General features: G+C 69.4%; 17 protein-coding genes. 6 read left to right on the top strand and 11 right to left on the bottom strand.

Annotation, left to right across the window (positions count from 1 at the left end):
* The first annotated feature begins 57 nt into the window (after positions 1 to 57).
* From D456_RS0110210 to D456_RS23930, 5 genes are all read left to right on the top strand, one after another.
* Positions 58 to 1,143: an S-(hydroxymethyl)mycothiol dehydrogenase gene (locus D456_RS0110210; RefSeq protein ID WP_017576080.1), complete on the top strand. Its 1,086-nt coding sequence runs from the start codon at positions 58 to 60 to the stop codon at positions 1,141 to 1,143.
* The gene (locus D456_RS0110215) at positions 1,140 to 1,760 is read left to right on the top strand and encodes an MBL fold metallo-hydrolase (RefSeq protein ID WP_026115745.1); all 621 of its coding nucleotides are present in this window, start codon (positions 1,140 to 1,142) and stop codon (positions 1,758 to 1,760) included. Before D456_RS0110210 ends, D456_RS0110215 begins: the two co-directional genes overlap by 4 nt.
* Before the next feature lie 472 nt (positions 1,761 to 2,232).
* Entirely contained in the window at positions 2,233 to 7,716 is a 5,484-nt protein-coding gene (locus tag D456_RS0110220; RefSeq protein WP_017576082.1) for an ATP-binding protein, read from the top strand.
* Between the two features lie 141 nt (positions 7,717 to 7,857).
* On the top strand, positions 7,858 to 8,631 hold the full coding sequence (fabI, locus tag D456_RS0110225; protein WP_017576083.1) for an enoyl-ACP reductase FabI: 774 nt from the start codon (positions 7,858 to 7,860) through the stop codon (positions 8,629 to 8,631).
* 14 nt (positions 8,632 to 8,645) lie between these two features.
* Complete coding sequence (locus tag D456_RS23930) at positions 8,646 to 9,050, top strand: NUDIX domain-containing protein (RefSeq protein WP_017576084.1); 405 nt, start codon at positions 8,646 to 8,648, stop codon at positions 9,048 to 9,050.
* Positions 9,051 to 9,330: 280 nt separating this feature from the next.
* Here D456_RS23930 and D456_RS0110240 read toward each other — a convergent pair whose 3' ends face one another.
* The 4 genes from D456_RS0110240 to D456_RS0110255 all read right to left on the bottom strand — a co-directional run bounded on the left by D456_RS0110240 (position 9,331) and on the right by D456_RS0110255 (position 12,070).
* Positions 9,331 to 9,699, bottom strand: a complete 369-nt coding sequence (locus tag D456_RS0110240) for an ATP-binding protein (RefSeq protein WP_239643805.1) — start codon at positions 9,697 to 9,699, stop codon at positions 9,331 to 9,333.
* A gap of 424 nt (positions 9,700 to 10,123) precedes the next feature.
* Positions 10,124 to 10,555: an arsenate reductase ArsC gene (locus tag D456_RS0110245; protein WP_017576087.1), complete on the bottom strand. Its 432-nt coding sequence runs from the start codon at positions 10,553 to 10,555 to the stop codon at positions 10,124 to 10,126.
* On the bottom strand, positions 10,548 to 11,690 hold the full coding sequence (arsB, locus tag D456_RS0110250) for an ACR3 family arsenite efflux transporter (RefSeq protein WP_017576088.1): 1,143 nt from the start codon (positions 11,688 to 11,690) through the stop codon (positions 10,548 to 10,550). Before arsB ends, D456_RS0110245 begins: the two co-directional genes overlap by 8 nt.
* Complete coding sequence (locus D456_RS0110255; RefSeq protein ID WP_017576089.1) at positions 11,687 to 12,070, bottom strand: ArsR/SmtB family transcription factor; 384 nt, start codon at positions 12,068 to 12,070, stop codon at positions 11,687 to 11,689. Before D456_RS0110255 ends, arsB begins: the two co-directional genes overlap by 4 nt.
* A 90-nt stretch (positions 12,071 to 12,160) precedes the next feature.
* Here D456_RS0110255 and D456_RS0110260 point away from each other — a divergent pair, with 90 nt between their 5' ends.
* A complete protein-coding gene (locus D456_RS0110260; protein WP_017576090.1) occupies positions 12,161 to 12,610 on the top strand; it encodes an ArsI/CadI family heavy metal resistance metalloenzyme in 450 nt (149 codons plus the stop codon).
* Between the two features lie 130 nt (positions 12,611 to 12,740).
* Here the strand turns inward: D456_RS0110260 and D456_RS0110265 are convergent, their stop codons facing one another.
* The 7 genes from D456_RS0110265 to D456_RS0110295 all read right to left on the bottom strand — a co-directional run bounded on the left by D456_RS0110265 (position 12,741) and on the right by D456_RS0110295 (position 19,254).
* Complete coding sequence (locus tag D456_RS0110265) at positions 12,741 to 13,226, bottom strand: DUF2550 domain-containing protein (RefSeq protein WP_026115746.1); 486 nt, start codon at positions 13,224 to 13,226, stop codon at positions 12,741 to 12,743.
* 16 nt (positions 13,227 to 13,242) lie between these two features.
* Entirely contained in the window at positions 13,243 to 13,632 is a 390-nt protein-coding gene (locus D456_RS0110270) for a F0F1 ATP synthase subunit epsilon (protein WP_017576092.1), read from the bottom strand.
* A gap of 181 nt (positions 13,633 to 13,813) precedes the next feature.
* Positions 13,814 to 15,262, bottom strand: coding sequence for a F0F1 ATP synthase subunit beta (gene atpD, locus D456_RS0110275; protein WP_017576093.1), 1,449 nt, complete (start codon positions 15,260 to 15,262; stop codon positions 13,814 to 13,816).
* A 5-nt stretch (positions 15,263 to 15,267) separates the two neighbouring features.
* On the bottom strand, positions 15,268 to 16,188 hold the full coding sequence (locus D456_RS0110280; protein ID WP_017576094.1) for a F0F1 ATP synthase subunit gamma: 921 nt from the start codon (positions 16,186 to 16,188) through the stop codon (positions 15,268 to 15,270).
* A gap of 3 nt (positions 16,189 to 16,191) precedes the next feature.
* Entirely contained in the window at positions 16,192 to 17,814 is a 1,623-nt protein-coding gene (gene atpA / locus D456_RS0110285; RefSeq protein WP_017576095.1) for a F0F1 ATP synthase subunit alpha, read from the bottom strand.
* A 73-nt stretch (positions 17,815 to 17,887) separates the two neighbouring features.
* The gene (locus D456_RS0110290) at positions 17,888 to 18,709 is read right to left on the bottom strand and encodes a F0F1 ATP synthase subunit delta (RefSeq protein WP_017576096.1); all 822 of its coding nucleotides are present in this window, start codon (positions 18,707 to 18,709) and stop codon (positions 17,888 to 17,890) included.
* Complete coding sequence (locus D456_RS0110295; RefSeq protein WP_017576097.1) at positions 18,709 to 19,254, bottom strand: F0F1 ATP synthase subunit B; 546 nt, start codon at positions 19,252 to 19,254, stop codon at positions 18,709 to 18,711. Before D456_RS0110295 ends, D456_RS0110290 begins: the two co-directional genes overlap by 1 nt.
* Between the last annotated feature and the right edge of the window lie 39 nt (positions 19,255 to 19,293).

Here is a 19,293-nt window from a genome sequence, read left to right on the forward strand (position 1 = left end):
CATGGTCACCGCCGACGGCACCGACCGTGCCGGCCGCCGAACTCAGGGAGAGAACTGATGTCCCAACAGGTCCAGGGCGTGGTCTCCCGCGCCGAGGGTGCACCTGTCGAAGTGACCACCATCGTCGTCCCGGACCCCGGGCCGGGCGAGGCGGTGGTCCGGATCCAGACCTGCGGGGTCTGCCACACCGACATGCACTATCGGGACGGCGGAATCAACGACGAGTATCCGTTCCTGCTCGGGCACGAGGCCGCAGGTGTCGTGGAGTCGGTCGGCGACGGGGTGACCAACGTCGGCCCCGGTGACTTCGTCGTGCTCAACTGGCGCGCTGTGTGCGGGGAGTGCCGCGCGTGCCGCCGGGGGCGCCTGGAGTACTGCTTCGACACCCACAACGCCGAACAGAAGATGACCCTGGAGGACGGCACCGAGCTCGAGCCCGCGCTGGGTATCGGCGCCTTCGCCGAGAAGACCCTCGTGGCCTCGGGGCAGTGCACGAAGGTCGATCCGTCGGCCTCCCCCGCTGCCGCGGGCCTGTTGGGCTGCGGGATCATGGCCGGGATCGGTGCCGCGGTCAACACCGGCAGGGTCGGTCGCGGCGACTCCGTGGCGGTCATCGGATGCGGGGGTGTGGGAAACGCCGCCGTCGCCGGGGCCCGCCTGGCCGGCGCGGCCCGCATCATCGGCGTGGACCTGGACCCGCGCAAACTCGAGTGGGCCCGCGGGTTCGGCGCCACCCACACCGTCGACGCCCGCAACAATGATCCGGTCGAAGCGATCCGCGAGCTCACGGGCGGGTTCGGCGCGGACGTGGTCATCGAGGCCGTCGGTACCCCTAAGACCTACGAGCAGGCCTTCTACGCCCGGGACCTGGCCGGAACGGTCGTCCTGGTCGGGGTACCCACACCGGACATGCGCATCGAACTCCCGCTGCTCGACGTGTTCGGCCGGGGCGGGGCTCTGAAGTCGTCGTGGTACGGGGACTGCCTCCCGTCGCGGGACTTCCCCGTGTTGACCGACCTGTACACGCAAGGCAGGCTCGACCTGGACGGATTCGTCACCGAGGAGATCGGTATCGGTGACGTGGAGGAGGCCTTCGCCCGCATGGAGCGCGGCGATGTACTGCGATCGGCGGTGCGGCTGTGAGCGACGTTCGAGTGGAACACCTGACCACGTCCGGGGTCTTCTCCCTGGACGGCGGTTCGTGGGACGTGGACAACAACGTGTGGTTGGTGGGTGACGACGAGGAGGTCGTGGTCATCGACGCCCCGCACGACGCGGATGCGATCATCGAAGCCGTCGGTGATCGCGACATCCTCGCGATCCTGTGCACACACGGGCACAACGACCACGTCAACGCCGCGGTGAAACTGGGCGACGCCATGGATGCGCCGATCCTGCTGCACCCGGACGACCGGGTGCTGTGGGACATGACCCACCCCGACCGGGAGCCCGACGGGGAGTTGACCGACGGAGAGACGTTCGAGGTCGCGGGAACGGAGCTGACCGTGATCCACACCCCCGGGCACGCGCCGGGCGCCGTGTGCCTGTACGCGCCGGGGCTGGGGGTGCTCTTCAGCGGTGACACCCTGTTCCAGGGCGGACCGGGCGCGACGGGCCGGTCGTACTCGGACTTCCCGACGATCGTCGAGTCGATCCGGAGCCGGTTGCTGAGCCTGCCGGCGGAGACCGTCGTCAACACCGGTCACGGGCCCGCCACGACGATCGGCGCCGAGGAGGCCAACGTGCCCGAGGACGCGTGATCCTGGCACCGGACCCGTACACCCGCCGCGCGCTCGGCGACGCCCCGGACGGAAGTTCCGGGCCGTCGCCGAGCGTTTCTCTTTCCCGTGCCCTGGAGCCGGACCGTCGGCGGAGGGGCCGACGGCCGCGGGGCCTTCGGCCGGGAGGCAGAACCGCACGCTCGCGGGACGGGCGCGGGGCGTGGAACACGGGGTCGCGGCGGGTCCGAGGCCCGGACGGAACAGGCGCACGGGTGCAGAGCGTGTTGTCCGGCTCCCGACACCCGTTTGTGTCAAACCTCGCGTTCTCGCGGGGGTGAGTGGCTCCCAGAGGCAGGTTTTTGTGGAATCCCCACAACACAGCCGAGCTGACATGAGTACTTCGGACGATTGGTGTTCCGGCTTTCCGTACGCCATTGTGGAGGACACGTGAAGGCGGTGGTCCGGTCCCTCGGCCACCGCCTTCTGTCTGTGCTCTTGGGAGGATCAACCGGTGTTCACTCGTGTCGCCATCGTCAACCGTGGTGAAGCCGCCGTGCGGCTCATCCACGCCGTCCGGGACCTGGCCGCGGAGACCGGGAGGCGGATCAGCACGATCGCCTTCTACACCGACGCCGACCAGGACGCGACCTTCGTCCGGGAAGCCGACCTCGCCCACCCCCTGGGCCCTGCCTCGGCCCGCCCCTACCTCGACCACGCCGTCCTGGAACGGGCCCTGCTCGACACCGGCGCGGACGCCGCGTGGGTGGGCTGGGGTTTCGTCGCCGAGGACCCGGCCTTCGCCGAACTGTGCGAGAAGATCGGTGTGGCCTTCATCGGCCCCTCCCCGGAGGCCATGCGCCGACTCGGCGACAAGATCGGCGCCAAGCAGCTCGCCGAACAGGTCGGTGTCCCGGTCGCTCCCTGGAGCGGCGGCGAGGTCGCCACCCTCGAGGACGCCCTGAACGCCGGTGAGCGGATCGGCTACCCCCTCATGTTGAAGGCCGCCGCGGGCGGCGGCGGCCGCGGTATCCGCAAGGTCTCCTCCGCCGAGGAACTCACCGAGGCCTACGCGCGCACCACCCAGGAGGCCCTGCGCTCGTTCGGTTCCGGGACGGTCTTCCTGGAGCGGCTGGTCACCGGGGCCCGCCACGTCGAGGTACAGGTCATCGCGGACGGCCAGGGCAACGCGTGGGCACTGGGCGTGCGCGACTGCTCGGTGCAGCGCCGCAACCAGAAGATCATCGAGGAGTCCTCCTCCCCCGTCCTGTCGCAGGAGCAGGCCGACGAGCTCAAGGCCTCCGCCGAACGCCTGGCCCTGGCGGTGGGCTACCGGGGTGCGGGCACCGTCGAGTTCCTCTACCACCCCGGTGAGGAACTCTTCGCGTTCTTGGAGGTCAACACCCGCCTGCAGGTCGAGCACCCCATCACCGAGGCCACCACCGGCACCGACCTGGTCCGGCTCCAGCTGCACGTCGCGGCCGGCGGAAGACTCGAAGGCCCCCAGCCCGCCGAGAACGGGCACGCCGTCGAGGCCCGCCTGAACGCCGAGGACCCCGACCGCGACTTCGCCCCCGCACCCGGCCGCATCGCGCGGCTCTCCCTCCCCGCCGGCCCCGGTGTGCGTGTGGACACCGGTGTGCGCGAGGGCGACACCATCCCCGCCGACTTCGACTCCATGATCGCCAAGATCATCGCCTACGGCAGCGACCGCGAGCAGGCTCTGGCCCGTCTGCGCCGGGCGATGTCCGGGACCACCGTGATCATCGAGGGCGGGGCCACCAACAAGAGCTTCGTGCTGGACCTGCTCGAACGCCCCGAGGTCATCGACGCGAGCGCCGACACCGGCTGGATCGACCGTGTACGCGCCGACGGCGGCCTGGTCGCCCATCAGCACTCGGCCACCGCCCTGGCCATGGCCGCGATCGAGGCCTACCAGGACGACGAGGAGGTCAGCCGCGGCCGGCTGCTGTCCACCGCACACGGTGGCCGCCCTCAGGTACGCCACGAGCCGGGCCGGCCGCTCGGCCTCAAGCTGCGCGGCGTGACCTACAAGGTGCGTGTGGCGCGCCTGGGGCACGAACGGTTCCGTGTCGGTATCAGCGGCGGCGGCGACGTGCACACCGCCGAGATCGCGCTGGAGCGCTTCGACCCCCACAGCGGACGGATCGTCGTCAACGACCGTCCGTTCCGTCTGGTCTCTGCCACCCACGGCCCCACCCACCTGGTCGAGGTCGATGGTGTCACGCACCGCATCAGCCGTGACGAGGGCGGGATGGTCCGCTCCCCCGCGCCGGCCCTGGTGGTGTCGGTCCCGTTGGCGGTGGGTGACGAGGTCGAGGCAGACGCTCCGGTCCTGGTGCTGGAGAGCATGAAGATGGAGTCGGTGCTGCGCGCTCCCTTCCGCGCCCGGGTGAAGGAGTGCCCGGTCACGGTGGGCAGCCAGGTCGAGACCGGTGCGCCCCTCATGCGCCTGGAGCCCTTGGCGGACGAGGACGGCGAGGGCTCCGGAGAGGGCCCCGAGGAGATCGCTCTGGACCTTCCCCCCGCGGCCGAGGCAGGTTCGGCCACCGACCGCGCACAGCAGCACCTGCGCGACCTGCACGGGCTCGTGCTCGGCTTCGACGGCGGCCCAGACGAGCCCACGGAGGCACTCCCGGCCTACCTGGCGGTCCGCGATGATTTGGGGTCACGCCCTCCGGAGGGTGAGCTGGAGCTGCTCACCGCCTTCGCCGACCTGGCCGAGCTCACCCGTAACGAGCCCGCCGACGAGGCGGGGGCCGGGGCCGACCGGACGGTGCACAGTTCCCGCGAGTACTTCCACGGTTACCTGCAGAGCCTGGACGTGGACCGCGCCGGTGTGTCCGGTGCCTTCCGCAGCAAGCTCGCCACCGCGCTGGCCCACTACGGGGTCACCGACCTGGACCGCTCCCCCGAACTCGAACGGGCCGTCTTCCGGATCTTCCTGGCCCAGCAGCGGATGGGCACCCACGTCTCGGTCGTCACGGAGCTGCTGCGCCGGTGGGTCACCGACACCCCGCCCGCCGAGGCTCTCGGTGAGCGTGCCGGCCTGGTACTGGAGCGGCTGGTCGAGGCCACGCAGGTGCGTTTCCCGACCGTTTCCGACCTGGCCCGGAGCGTGGTGTTCCGCTGGTACGCCCAGCCGATGCTGCGCCGCAACCGCGCCCAGGTGTACGCAACGGTCCGCGAGGAATTGCGCCACCTGGACCGCAACCCCGACGCCGCCGACCGCACCGAGCGCATCCAGTCCATGGTGGCCTGCTCGGAGCCGCTGGTGCGGGTGCTGGGCCAGCGCATCGGACGCCCGGGCCGCGACCAGGCGCCGCTGTTGGAGGTGCTGACCCGCCGTTACTACGGCAACCGCGGACTGTCCGGGGTCACCGCGGAGGTGGTCGAGGGCTGCCGCTTCGTCACCGCGCGCCACGACGACGGGGGCACGCAGTCCCGGGTGGTCGCCACCGCCGTCGACATCACGTCCCTGCCGGACGCGGTCGAGGCCGTGGGCGCCCACGCCGCCACCTGCTCCGACGGTGAACTGGTCGCCGACCTGTACCTGAGGTGGGAGGACCAGCCCGGCACGGACGCGATGGCCGAGCAGCTCGGCCGGTACCTGTCCCGGATCGGGCGGCCCGCGGGCGTGCACCGCATCACCGTGACCGTCGCCGGGACCGGGAACGCGGTCATGCACCACCATGTGACCTTCCGGCCCGAGGGCGAGGGCTTCGCCGAGGACCGGCTGATCCGCGGACTGCACCCGCAGATCGCCCAGCGCCTGCAGCTGCAACGGCTCCGCGAGTTCGACCTCACGCGGCTCCCCTCGGCCGACGAGGAAATCTACCTGTTCGAGGCCGCCGCGCGCACGAACCCCGCCGATGAACGGCTCGTCGCCCTGGGCCAGGTGCGGGACCTGACACCGCTGCGCGAGTCGGACGGGCGCCTGGTCGCGTTGCCCGCGGTGGAGGACACCCTCGCCGGCTGCCTGGACGCGATCCGCAACGTCCAGGCGCAGCTGCCGAAGAACAAGCGGTACGGCACCAACCGGATCCTGGTCTACGTGTGGCCCTCCACGGAGCTGTCCCGGCAGGATCTGGACACACTGGTGCAGCGGATCCTGCCCACGACCGAGGGCGCGGGCCTGGAGGAGGTCCAGTTCGTGGCCCGTCAGCGCAACACCGCCGGTGAGCTGTCCGAGGTCGCGGTGCGCATCACCCTCGACCCCGCGCGGGGTCCGCAGCTGCACGTGGAGAAGCCGTCCCGGGAGCCGGTCATGCCCCTGGACGACTACGGCCAGAAGGTACGGCGCGCGGCGGCGCGCGGGACCACCTACCCGTACGAGCTGACGGGGCTGCTCACCGGCACCGGGGGCGAGTTCACCGAGTACGACCTCGACGAGAGCGGGGTGCTGGTGCCGGTGGAGCGTCCCGCCGGGCGCAACTCCGCCGCTCTGGTGGCCGGTGTGGTCACGACCCCGACCGAGCGCCACCCGCAGGGTGTCACGCGTGTGGTCCTGCTGGGTGATCCCACCAAGTCGCTGGGGGCGTTGTCCGAGCCGGAGTGCTCCCGGGTGATCGCGGCGATCGACCTCGCCGAGCGGATGCAGGTGCCCGTGGAGTGGTTCGCCCTGTCGGCCGGCGCGCGCATCTCCATGGAGTCGGGTTCGGAGAACATGGACTGGGTCGCGGCCGCCCTGAAACGGATCGTGACGTTCACCCAGGACGGCGGGGAGATCAACGTCGTCGTCGCCGGGATCAACGTGGGCGCCCAGCCGTACTGGAACGCCGAGGCGACCATGCTCATGCACACCAAGGGCGTGCTGGTCATGACCCCGGAGTCGGCGATGGTGCTGACGGGCAAGCAGTCGCTGGACTTCTCCGGCGGTGTCTCGGCCGAGGACAACCACGGCATCGGCGGCCACGACCGGGTCATGGGCCCCAACGGGCAGGCGCAGTACTGGGCTCCGAACCTCGCGGCCGCCGGTGACGTGCTCATGGCGCACTACGACCACACGTACGTGGCCCCCGGTGAGGGGGCTCCGCGCCGGGCCGGGACCTCCGACCCAGTGGAGCGCGACGTGTCGGGGTTCCCGCACAAGGTGGAGGGCAGCGACTTCTCCACCGTCGGCGAGATCTTCTCGGCAGAGCACAATCCGGACCGCAAGAAACCGTTCGACATCCGTACCGTCATGCGTGCGCTCTCCGACCAGGACCACCCGGTGCTGGAACGGTGGGCGAACATGGCCGACGCGGAGACCTCGGTGGTGCAGGACGCCCACATCAACGGGTGGCCGGTGTGCCTGGTGGGGATCGAGTCGAAGTCGGTGCAGCGGACCGGCTTCCCGCCCACGGACGGGCCCGACACCTACACCGCTGGCACGCTGTTCCCGCGTTCGTCGAAGAAGACCGCGCGGGCGATCAACGCCGCCTCGGGAAACCGACCGCTGGTGGTCCTGGCGAACCTGTCCGGGTTCGACGGGTCCCCGGAGTCCATGCGCAAGCTGCAGCTGGAGTACGGCGCGGAGATCGGCCGTGCGATCGTCAACTTCGAGGGGCCGATCGTGTTCTGTGTCGTGGGGCGTTACCACGGCGGCGCGTTCGTGGTGTTCTCGAAGGCGCTCAATCCGGACATGACGGTGTTGGCGGTGGAGGGTTCCTTCGCCTCGGTGCTCGGTGGCGCCCCCGCGGCGGCCGTGGTCTTCGCCGGCGAGGTGAAGAAGCGCACTGCGGCCGACCCGCGCGTCAGCGGACTGCAGGCACGGGTCTCGGAGGCCGGCGGCGCCGAGCGCGCCGAACTCAACGCAGAACTCTCGGAGGTGCGTGCCTCGGTGCGCGCGGAGAAGCTCGGCGAGGTCGCAGCGGAGTTCGACCGGGTGCACAGCATCCAGCGCGCGGTCGACGTGGGTTCGGTGGACGCGATCGTCAGCGCGTCCCGGCTGCGGCCACGCATCGCCGAGGCCCTCGAGCGCGGCATGCAGCACTGACGGACCCGCCTGCCCTGAGGGACGAGACCCGTCCCAAACCCACGCAAAGTGGCCGAACCAAGCACACGGGGCCCGGAACGCACTCTTGGCGCAGGAGTGCCCGGGTCCCCGACCCAGTACCCGACACAGCAAGGAGCCCACGTGAACCTGTTGATCACCGGAATCACCACCCAGTCCTCCATCGCCTACGCCGTCGCCGAACACGCGATGGAGCAGGGCCACGACGTCGTCCTGACCAACCCCCCGGGACGGCAGTTCTCCATCCTGGAGCGCGTGGCCAAGCGCCTGCCGAAGGAGCCGGTCGACGTCCTGCCCCTGGATGTGACCGACCCCGAGCAGATCACCACGGCCGCGGACAAGGTCGCCACGCACTGGGACCACGTGGACGGGGTGCTGCACTCGATCGCCTATGCCCCCGGTGACGCCCTGGGCGGGAACTTCCTGAACACCTCCTGGGAGGACGTCGCACAGGCCATCCACGTCTCCGGTTACTCCCTCAAGGCCCTGGCGGTGGGCTTCCGGAAGTTGATGGCCGCCGCCCCGAACGGCGCCGGGGTCGTCGGCCTGACCTTCGACGCGTCGGTGGCGTGGCCGGTCTACGACTGGATGGGCTCGGCCAAGGCGGTGCTGGAGAACTCGACCAGGTACCTGGCGCGCGACCTCGGCCCGGAGGGCATCCGGGTCAACACCATCAGCGCCGGACCGATCAAGTCCCTGGCCGGAGGGTCGATCCCGGGCTTCGACCAGATCGCGGACCGCTGGGGCGAGTCGGCGCCGGCCGGCTGGAACACCAAGGACTCCTCGGTGGTCGCCGACCCCGCACTGTTCCTGATGTCCCCGGGCGCCCGCGGGATCACCGGGACGACCCTGCACGTGGACGGCGGCTACCACGCCATGGGTTCGCCGCTCGCCTGACCGAGGAGGGACCCGTGCCCGAGCGGTACCGCAGCATCGTCGACGTGCACGTCATCATGTACCGGGCGGGGCGGGTCCTCCTGCTGGAGCGCCGGGGCACCGGTTACGCGGACGGCATGCTGCACCTGCCCTCCGGACACCTGGAGGAAGGTGAGCCGCTGCACGAGGGCGCGGCGCGTGAGGCCCAGGAGGAGACCGGGGTGAGCATCCGTCCCGACGAGCTCACTCTGGGCACGGTCGTCCACCACCGGCAGGACGGGGCCCCGGCGCGGGTGGGGATGTTCTTCGTCGCGTCGCGGTGGCGGGGCCGGGCCCGTGTGGCCGAGCCGCACCGGCTGCCGCCGAACACCCTCGCCTACCCCGCCGCCGGGCTCCGGGGCTGGCTCGAGGGACTTTCCTACGTGCCCCACGCCTGGTGAACCCGGGCCGCCCGTTCCGGGTCCGGGGCCGCCGGGCGGGGCCCGGGGGCCCGCAGGCCTCACCGGGACCGTCAACACGTTCGGACGAGGGTTTTCCGCAGGGCGTGGAGCGTGCGTGCGGTGACCAGGTCTGCGGGACAGGCACAGCACCGCTGGGCCAGGACCGCGACGAACACCGGTCGGCCGCTGTGGTCGTGCAACTCACAGATCAGGTGGTGTGGGAACCGGTCCCGCCGCAGGCGCAGCTCGCGGCTGGGGAAGACGCAGTAACCGCCCATGGTCACCACCCGGCAGCCTGGGAGGAGAACCCGGTCCAAGGCGCCGGTGTCCGTTCGGTCGAGGCACTGTCGACCGGGTCCCAGTCGACGGTGAAGTAGACGGCCTGTCCTGGTCGGCCCGGTTCACTTCCCCACGTGGTGGCGAGGGCATCGACCAGGGCGAGCCCTCGTCCGTGCTCGGCGAGGGCGTGAGCGGACTGCGGGCGCAACGGCACTGCGCGGGGAGGAGAACCGCCGGCTGCGCTTCCGGTGGTACACCGGACCGAGATACGCAGACAGCGGGCGTAGAAGAACGCCGAGACGACGAACGCCCCGTGCCCGCCCGGTTCGGGCGTGTGCAGCAGGACGTTCGTGGTGATCTCGCTCGTCATGAGCAGTGTGTCCTCGGCAACCGAGCCGGGTATCAGAGCTCCGGCGGGTCGCAGGGACATCCTCCGCCGCAGCCAGTCGCGCGCTTCTCCGACGGCATGGGCATCCCTGGCGAACCGGCCGAGGTGTCGATGGGGCTCGGCCCAGTTCCGGCCGACATCGAATACATCGGTGCCCACCGTGACACGCTGTTTCAGGCTTTCCGCCCATCCTGAGACGACGCTGAGAGTCAAGTCGGGAGGCCGCCGAGACGCCCGGCGGCCTCCGAGGTCAGGATCTGCGGCCCGCCGCCCTCACCGGAGGGCTCGGAACAACGCCGTGGCACCGAAGACGCGCACGGTGGCCCGACCGGTCCCGAAGACACTCTCCAGGGGCCGGTACAGCCCTTCGGCGGTGTCCCCGCGGTTGGAGAAGACGGGGCCGGGGTCATCCGCCCCGGGGCAGCAGTTCCTCCAGCAGGTCCTCGACCTGGTGCTTGATGCGGTCCCGGATCGGCCGCACCGCTTCCACACCCTTTCCCGCCGGATCGGGCAGTTCCCAGTCGAGGTAGCGCTTGCCGGGGAAGAACGGGCACGCGTCCCCGCACCCCATCGTGATGACCACGTCCGATCCCTGGACCGTGTCCGGGGTGAGGGCCTTCGGGGCGTTCCCGGTGATGTCCACACCGACCTCGGCCATCGCCGCGACCACCGCCGGGTTGATCTCCTCAGCGGGTGCGGAGCCGGCCGAGCGCACCAGCACCCGGCCTGCTGCCAGATGTTCCAGGAACGCCGCGGCCATCTGTGACCGGCCCGCGTTGTGCACGCAGACGAACAACACCTGGGGCGGCCCCGCGCCCCCATGGTGGTTCTCAGGCATCGGAGCCCCCTCCTTCCCGGTTCGGGTGGGTTCCGGCGGCGCGTGCCCCTCCCGGGACCTCCTCCCCGGAGAACCAGCGGCGGGCCGCCAGAGCCACGTGCACGAGCGCGATGAGGACCGGCACCTCGATCAACGGCCCCACCACCCCGGCCAGGGCCTGTCCGGAGGCCACTCCGAACGACGCGATCGCGACCGCGATCGCCAGCTCGAAGTTGTTGCCTGCCGCGGTGAAGGCCAGGGTCACCGACCGAGGGTAGCCCATCCCGAGCGCGCGCCCCAGCGCCAGCGTCCCGGCCCACATGAGCGTGAAGTAGAGCAGTAGCGGAACCGCGATGCGCACCACGTCCCAGGGCTGGGAGGTGATCGCCTCCCCCTGGAGCGCGAACAGCATCACGATCGTGAACAACAACCCGTACAGGCCCCACGGGCCCAGCTTGGGCAGCAGGCGGGTCTCGTACCACTGCCGGCCACGCGCCTTCTCCCCCAGGCGGCGCGTCAGGTACCCGGCCAGCAGCGGCACCCCGAGGAAGACCAGGACCGACACGGAGATGTCGACGAAGGAGACGTCCAGGGCCGCCTGCTCCAGCCCCAGCCATCCGGGCAGCGCCGACAGGTAGAACCATCCCAGGGCGCCGAAGGCCACCACCTGGAACAGGGAATTGAGCGCCACCAGCACCGCAGTCGCCTCGCGGTCCCCGCACGCCAGATCGTTCCAGACGATCACCATCGCGATGCACCGGGCCAGACCGACGATGATCAACCCGGTGCGGTACTCGGGCAGGTCCGCCAAGAACACCCATGCCAGTACGAACATCAGCGCCGGGCCGATCAACCAGTTGACCACCAGCGAGGTGAGCAGCATCCGCCGGTCGCCGGTGACCGCCCCCAGGCGGTCGTAGCGGACCTTGGCCAGAGGCGGGAACATCATCACCAGCAGCCCCGCCGCGATCGGCAGGGACACCCCCGCCACATCGATCCCCGACAGCACATCGTCCAGGCCGGGCACCAGGCGTCCCAGAGCCAGCCCTGCCGCCATCGCTGCCAGGATCCACACGGTCAGGAACCGGTCCAGGGACGACATCCGCCCGGCCACCCCGGAGGCCTCCGGGGCAGTGGCGTGTTCCGGAGCGCTCACTTCCGGCCCCCCTCGGACACCTCGGGCCGGGCCAGGACCGCGGCCAGACGGTCGGTCGCCTCCGGCAGCACCCGGTAGTACACCCAGGTTCCCCGCCGTGCGGCCGCGATGAGCCCCGCCTCACGCAGCAGCTTCAGATGATGGGAGATGGTGGGCTGGGACAGGTCGAAGGCGGGTGTCAGCTCGCAGACGCACACCTCGCCCCCGCCCCGGGTCGCGATCATCGACAGCAACCGCAGCCGAACCGGATCGCCCAGGGCCTTGAACAGCCGGGCGAGTTCGACCGACTCGTCCTCGCCGAGCGGCGCGATCGACAGACAGGAACAGTCATCGGCGGATGCGTCCCCGAGGACGGGTGCACGACCCTCTTGATTCGACATGCGTCTATATTGACAAACATCGATCCAGAAGGCAAAGCTGGAGGCACAGCACTACATAGATAAACATCTATACAAGCTTCGGAGGATCTCATGTCCCGTGTCCAGCTCGCCCTGAACGTCGCCGACCTGGAGGCGTCGGTGACCTTCTACTCCACCCTGTTCGGCGTCGCACCCGCCAAGCGCCGCCCCGGATACGCCAACTTCTCCGTCGCCGAGCCCCCGCTCAAGCTCGTGCTGATCGAGGGCGAGCCCGGCCAGAACACCCGCCTGGACCATCTGGGTGTGGAAGTGGACGACACCGAGCAGGTGGAGGCCGCTACCACACGCTTCGTCGATTCCGGCCTGGCAACGTTCGAGGAGACCGACACCTCGTGCTGCTACGCCGTGCAGGACAAGGTGTGGGTGAGCGGACCCGGCAAGGAGCCCTGGGAGGTCTACGTGGTCAAGAACGACAGCGACCAGATGGGTTCGGCGCCCGAGCTCGTCGGTGACAGCGCATCCGGGGACACCTCGGCCTGCTGCTCCACCGCACAGGCATAGCCGTTCACACGTACGGCGCGGCCACCCGGACGCGGACGCCGCGCGGTACCCGGCCGACCCCGCACCGGACCGGCCGCGTACCGGACCGGACCGAGCCGCGGCCCTGCTGCACCCGATCCGGAGGGAGACCTCAGGTCTCCCAGTGGGTACCAGGCGGCATGGACTCCAGCCACGACAGGAAACCGGTCATGGCCATCTTCCCCATCGCGAGTTCGAAAGCGGCCTCCTGGGGCTCCTGTCCCTCACCGGTCAGCCATCCCAGACTGACCACGCTCACGTCCTCGGGCAGACGGCTGCGGTCCTCGGGTGTGGGGGAACGCTTCCCCACAATGACAAGACCGCGGCGCGACAGCGTGGCTGTCGGCCGCGGTCTGAGCGAGAAGATCGGAAACCAGCCCAGGTTCTCCGAGCCGTACCGGCCGAAACCGATACGCCACGTACCTCGGCGTCCCCGAGCTCCCGGCGCACGCAGATAACACTCGACTGCGCCGCCGCGCCGCTCGATCACCGAGCGGCGCGACGCACCGACGAGCAGGATCGCCGCACCGACCAGGAACACGGTCAGCAGCGTCCACTGCGCGGTCTCGAATCCGATCCCTTGCAGCAGCCGCTCCATGACCACCCAGTCCGTTCTAGGCGACGTCCTCGCCCACAGCACGCAGGCGGCTGCGGGCGCGTCCGAGAGCGACGTTGTCGCCCTCCTCCGTCGCGCTCGTCACTGCCGTACGTGCACGGTCAACATCGATGTCCTCGGCGAGCTCAGCGGTCTCAGCGAGGATAGAAACACGCCCCTCACCCGAAACCGAGACGAACCCGCTGTGCGCGGCGACCCGGACCTCTCCGGACTCGCGCGCACCCAGCACGCGAACGACGGCGTCGTGGGAGAGGAGCGAGAGCACCGGGACGTGCCCGGGCTGAACGCCGATCTCACCCTCGACGGTCTTCGCGATGACCATGTCGCCCTCGCCGGCCCAAATCTCGTGTTCGGGCGAGACGATCTCGACGAAAAGCTTCTTCGACACTGCCACAAACTCCTCGGCTAGCGGGTGGGTTCGGCCGAGCCGGCCCCGACTCGTTCTTCCGGGGACGGCTCGGCCCGACTGTCCCGCCCGGCGCCCGCCCCCTCTCGGACCCCTCGGGGCGGGCGCATGGCGCGGTCAGGGTGTGTTCGGTGGGCGCTTTCCGGCACCCACCCGACGCGCCCTAGCCTTCCTGCAGCTTCTTGGCCTTCTCGACGACCATCTCGATGTTGCCGGCGTCGAGGAAAGCCTGCTCGGGCAGGTGGTCGTACTCTCCGTCACAGACCGCCTTGAAGGAGGAGATGGTCTCCTCCAGCGGCACGAACACGCCCGGGTTACCGGTGAACTTCTCGGCGACGAACATGTTCTGCGAGAGGAAACGCTCCAGGCGGCGGGCCCGGTTGACGACGACCTTGTCCTCCTCGGACAACTCGTCCATACCGAGGATCGCGATCTGGTCCTGCAGGTCGTTGTTGCGCTGCAGGATCTCCTTTACGCGCTGGGCGACGTCGTAGTGCTCCTGGCCCACGTACTGCGGGTCGAGGATGCGCGAGGACGAGGCCAACGGGTCCACCGCCGGGTAGATACCCTTCTGCGAGATCGGACGGGAGAGCTCCGTCGTCGCGTCCAGGTGGGCGAACGTGGTCGCCGGCGCCGGGTCGGTGTAGTCGTCGGCGGGCACGTAGATCGCCTGCATGGAGGTGATCGAGTTACCGCGCGTCGAGGTGATGCGCTCCTGGAGCTGACCCATCTCGTCCGCCAGGTTGGGCTGGTAACCCACGGCCGAGGGCATACGGCCCAGCAGCGTGGAGACCTCCATACCCGCCTGGGTGAAACGGAAGATGTTGTCGATGAACAGGAGCACGTCCTGGTTCTGGACGTCACGGAAGTACTCCGCCATCGTCAGAGCCGAGAGCGCCACGCGCAGACGGGTGCCCGGGGGCTCGTCCATCTGGCCGAAGACGAGCGCGGTGTCCGGAAGGACCCCCATCTCGTCCATCTCCAGGAAGAGGTCCGTACCCTCACGGGTGCGCTCACCGACACCGGCGAACACGGACACACCACCGAAGTTGCGGGCGATACGGGTGATCATCTCCTGGATGAGCACCGTCTTGCCCACACCGGCACCACCGAACAGGCCGATCTTCCCACCACGCACGTACGGCGTGAGCAGGTCGATGACCTTGATACCGGTGACCAACATCTCGGTCTTGGACTCGAGCTGGTCGAAGGCCGGGGCCTTGCGGTGGATGGGCCAGTGCTCGGAGACCTCCAGCTCGGAGGAGGGCACGTCCATGGACTCGCCCAGGGTGTTGAACACGTGGCCCTTGACGCCGTCGCCGACCGGCACGCTGATGGGCGCGCCGGTGTCGCGTACCTCGGCGCCACGGACCAGGCCGTCCTGCGGGGCCAGGGAGATGGCCCGCACGAGGTTGTCACCCAGGTGCTGGGCGACCTCGAGGGTGATGGTCTTGGTCTCGCCGCCGAGCGTCACGTCGACGTGCAAGGCGTTGTAGATCTCGGGGATGGAGCCCACGGGGAACTCCACATCGAGCACCGGGCCGGTGACCCGGGCAATGCGGCCGGTACCGGTGGCGGTGGCGCCGGCCGTCCCTTCAGCAGTCGCAGTCACTTCTGTTACTCACTTCCCGCGCTGGCACCAGAGAGGGCGTCGGCTCCGCCGACAATCTCACTGAGCTCGTTGGTGATCTCGGCCTGACGTGCCTGGTTGGCCAGACGGGTCAGGTTCTTGGCGAGTTCCTCGGCATTGTCGGTAGCAGCCTTCATGGCCGCACGCCGGGACGCCTGCTGGGAGGCTGCCGACTCCAGGAGGGAGAAGTAGATCCGGTTGGTCACGTACTGCGGGAGCAACTGGTCCAGGACCTCCTCCGCGGAGGGCTCGAACTCGTACAACGGCGGGGTGTCGCCGCCTTCCTGCTCCTGCAGCTCCTCCTGGCCGATCTTCTCGGCTTCCAGCGGAAGCGCACGCACCGAACGCGCCGTCTGCGTCAGCATCGAGACGAACTCGGTGGAGACCACGTGGATCTCGTCCACGCCGCCCTCTTCACTGTCCTGGGAGAACTTCTCCATGAGAGTGGAGCCGATCTCCTGGGCGTGCGCGTAGGTCGGCCTCTCGGTGATGCCCTCCCACTGTTCCTGGAGCGGACGCTCGCGGAAATTGTAGAAGGCCACACCCTTGCGGCCCACCATGTAGGTGAGGACCTCCTTGCCCTGCTCCTGCAGGAGCTGGGTCAAGGACTCGGCCTCCTTCATGATGTTGGCCGAGAAGGCTCCGGCCAGACCCTTGTCACTGGAGATGACCAGGACGGCGGCACGCTTGGGGTTCTCGGCCTCACTCAGCAGCGGGTGGTCCTCCACCCGGCTGGCCAGGGCCGAGACCGCACGCGTGATCTCCCGTGCGTACGGGCCGGCAGCCTCGGCCGCGCGCTGCGCCTTGGTGATGCGCGTCGCGGCGATGAGTTCCATCGCGCGGGTGATCTTCGCGGTCGACTTGGTCGACTTGATCCTCCGCCGATAGATACGAAGCTGTGCACCCATGGGTTACTTCCCGCCCTTGGCGTCCTTGTTGGTCTCCTCGCCGAGAGCCTCGGACTCCTCCTGGCCGAGCAGCGTGCCGGCCGAGGTCTGGAAGCCCTGCTTGAACTTCTCGACGGCCTCCTCGAGGGCCTGACGGGTCTCGTCCTCGAACTTCCCGCTCTCGCGGATGTTGTCGAGAACGCCCTTGTGCTCACGCTCGAGGTAGGCCAGGAAGTCGTCCTCGAAGCGGCGCACGTCCTCGACCGGGACGTCGTCCACCTTCCCGGAGGTACCGGCCCAGATGGATACGACGGTCTGCTCCATCGCGAAGGGCGAGTACTGCCCCTGCTTGAGCAGCTCCATCATGCGCTCACCGCGATCGAGCTGCTGCTTGGAGACCGCGTCCAGGTCCGAACCGAAGGCCGAGAAGGCCTCGAGCTCGCGGTACTGGGCCAGGCTCAGACGCAGCGTACCGGAGACCTTCTTGGTCGCCTTGGTCTGCGCGGAACCACCCACACGGGAGACCGAGATACCGACGTCGATCGCCGGGCGCTGGCCCTGGTTGAACATGTCCGAGTCCAGGAAGACCTGGCCGTCGGTGATGGAGATGACGTTGGTCGGGATGTAGGCCGACACGTCACCCGCCTTCGTCTCGATGATCGGCAGGGCCGTCATCGAGCCGGCGCCCATCTCGTCGGAGAGCTTCGCGCAGCGCTCCAGGAGACGGGAGTGCAGGTAGAAGACGTCACCGGGGTAGGCCTCACGGCCCGGCGGACGGCGCAGCAGCAGCGACACCGCACGGTAGGCCTCGGCCTGCTTGCTCAGGTCGTCGAAGACGATGAGCACGTGCTTGCCCTGGTACATCCAGTGCTGGCCCAGGGCCGAACCGGTGAAGGGCGACAGGTACTTGAAGCCCGCCGGGTCGGACGCCGGGGAAGCCACGATGGTGGTGTAGTCCATCGCGCCGGCCTCCTCGAGGGCACCACGCACGGAGGCGATGGTCGAGCCCTTCTGGCCGACGGCGACGTAGATGCAGCGCACCTGCTTGTCGGGGTCGCCCGACTCCCAGTTGGCCTTCTGGTTGATGATCGCGTCGATACCGACAGCCGTCTTACCGGTCTGGCGGTCACCGATGACCAGCTGGCGCTGGCCGCGACCGATGGGCGTCATGGTGTCGATCGCCTTGATACCGGTCTGGAGGGGCTCCTCGACCGGCTGGCGCTGCATCACCGTGGGGGCCTGGGCCTCCAGGTCGCGGCGCTCGGTGGACTCGATCTCGCCCTTGCCGTCGATGGGCTGACCCAGCGGGTCGACCACACGGCCGAGGAAGTTGTCGCCGACCGGGACCGAGAGGACCTGGCCGGTGCGGCGCACCGACTGGCCCTCCTCGATGCCGGTGAAGTCACCCAGCACCACGACACCGATCTCCCCGACCTCGAGGTTCTGGGCCATGCCCAGGGTGCCGTCCTCGAACTGAAGCAGCTCGTTCGCCATCGCCGAGGGAAGGCCACTGACGCGGGCGATGCCGTCACCGGAGTAGGCGACGGTCCCGACCTCTTCCGCGCGGGTGGCGTCAGGCTCGTACGACTGGACGAAGCGCTGTAGCGCGTCCCGGATCTCGTCCGGTCGGATCGTCAGCTCCGCCATCTCTACGTTGTCCTTGCTCTCAAATGGCGCCGGGCCGGCGCCGTGCGTGCTTGCCTTGCGTTGTTCGCGTGTGTCAGCCGGCCAGACGGCGCTGGACCGCGGCGATGCGCCCGGCGATGGTGCCGTCGATGACCTCGTCGCCCACCCGGACGGAAAGGCCACCCACGACTTGGGGGTCGACCTCGGTGTTCAGGTGGATCTCACGGCCGTACTTGCGGGTCAGGAGGGACCTGAGACGCTCCAGCCGGTCCTCGCTCAGCGGGTGGGCGCTGCGCACCACGGCGATGTAGCGCTGGGCACGGTCGGCGACCACCTTCCCGAGGTACTCGAGCGCCTGTTCCAGGGTACGTCCCCGCGGACGGACGACCGCTTCGCTGACCAGGGCCAGCGTCGCGGAGTTCACCTTGCCCGAGAGCAGGTTCTCGACCAGGGAGTGGCGGTGCGAGGCCTCCACACCCTCCTGGGTCAGGGCGGCGCGCAGCTCGGGCTCGGAGACGACGATCCGCTGGAAACGGAACAGCTCGTCCTCGAGTTCGTCCAGCTGTGTGCCCCGGACCGAGGCGACGGTCGCGTAGACCGCCAGGCGCTCCAAGGCGTCGGTCATGTCACGCGCGCCGGACCAGGGCTGGGAGACGACGTCGTTGACCACGAGGACCGTGGACGGCGACGCCTTGCCCTCGAGGACCTGACCGATCAGGCCGGTCTTGGCCTCGACGGGGTTGGCCTGGTCCGCGAGCCAGCGGCGGAGCGAGTGCTCGCGGTCGAACAGGGCCACGACCTCGAAGAGCTCGCCCCCGAGGGAGACCGCGTTCCGTGCGGCGTCCGCCGACGCCAGGACGTTCTCGTCCAGGCGCCGGGTCGCCTCAGCCAGGGAGTTGCGGCTGATTCCACGCATCAGCGCACCTCGGCTTGTTCGGTGCTCTCGTTCTGCTCCAGCTCCTCGAGGAACCGGTCGATCACGCGGTTCTGCGCGTCGCTGTCGTTGAGGCTCTCGCCGACGATGCGGCCGGCGAGGTCCGTGGACAGCGAACCGATCTCGTTGCGGAGCTGGACGAAGGCCTGCTGGCGGTCCGCCTCGATCTGGGCCTGTGCGGCCTCGACGATCCGGCGGGCCTCCACCTGGGCCTCCTCACGGGCCTCGGCGATGATCGCCGCGCGCTGCTCCTTGGCCTTCTCGAGCTCCTGTGCGTACTCGCGGTGGGCCTCTTCGAGCTTCTCGCGGTACTGCTGGCGGATCTCCTCGGCCTCGTTCTCTGCGCGCTGGGCCCGCTCGATACCGCCCTCGATGGCGTCGTGGCGCTCGTCGAGGGTCTTCATGACCTTGGGTACTGCCTTGCGGGCCACAAAGAAGTAGACCACGGCGAGTGCGATCAGACCGAAGGTGAACTTCACCCAGTCGATCCGCAGAATGTTTGTTTCGGCTGCCAACTCGACCAACATGGTCAGCCCTCCTTCGCGTCAGATGCCATCAAAAACGGT

It is taken from the genome of Nocardiopsis kunsanensis DSM 44524, from assembly GCF_000340965.1.
Lineage (GTDB): Bacteria > Actinomycetota > Actinomycetes > Streptosporangiales > Streptosporangiaceae > Nocardiopsis > Nocardiopsis kunsanensis.

What these genes read in the sequence shown, in the direction of transcription:
- D456_RS0110245 (WP_017576087.1), bottom strand. Translation starts at nt 10,555, where the DNA reads ATGCCTGAGAACCACCATGGGGGCGCGGGGCCGCCCCAGGTGTTGTTC.
- D456_RS0110210 (WP_017576080.1), top strand. Translation starts at nt 58, where the DNA reads ATGTCCCAACAGGTCCAGGGCGTGGTCTCCCGCGCCGAGGGTGCACCT.
- D456_RS0110260 (WP_017576090.1), top strand. Translation starts at nt 12,161, where the DNA reads ATGTCCCGTGTCCAGCTCGCCCTGAACGTCGCCGACCTGGAGGCGTCG.
- D456_RS0110265 (WP_026115746.1), bottom strand. Translation starts at nt 13,226, where the DNA reads ATGGAGCGGCTGCTGCAAGGGATCGGATTCGAGACCGCGCAGTGGACG.
- D456_RS0110290 (WP_017576096.1), bottom strand. Translation starts at nt 18,709, where the DNA reads ATGCGTGGAATCAGCCGCAACTCCCTGGCTGAGGCGACCCGGCGCCTG.
- atpA (WP_017576095.1), bottom strand. Translation starts at nt 17,814, where the DNA reads ATGGCGGAGCTGACGATCCGACCGGACGAGATCCGGGACGCGCTACAG.
- D456_RS0110255 (WP_017576089.1), bottom strand. Translation starts at nt 12,070, where the DNA reads ATGTCGAATCAAGAGGGTCGTGCACCCGTCCTCGGGGACGCATCCGCC.
- D456_RS0110295 (WP_017576097.1), bottom strand. Translation starts at nt 19,254, where the DNA reads ATGTTGGTCGAGTTGGCAGCCGAAACAAACATTCTGCGGATCGACTGG.
- D456_RS0110280 (WP_017576094.1), bottom strand. Translation starts at nt 16,188, where the DNA reads ATGGGTGCACAGCTTCGTATCTATCGGCGGAGGATCAAGTCGACCAAG.
- D456_RS0110240 (WP_239643805.1), bottom strand. Translation starts at nt 9,699, where the DNA reads ATGACGAGCGAGATCACCACGAACGTCCTGCTGCACACGCCCGAACCG.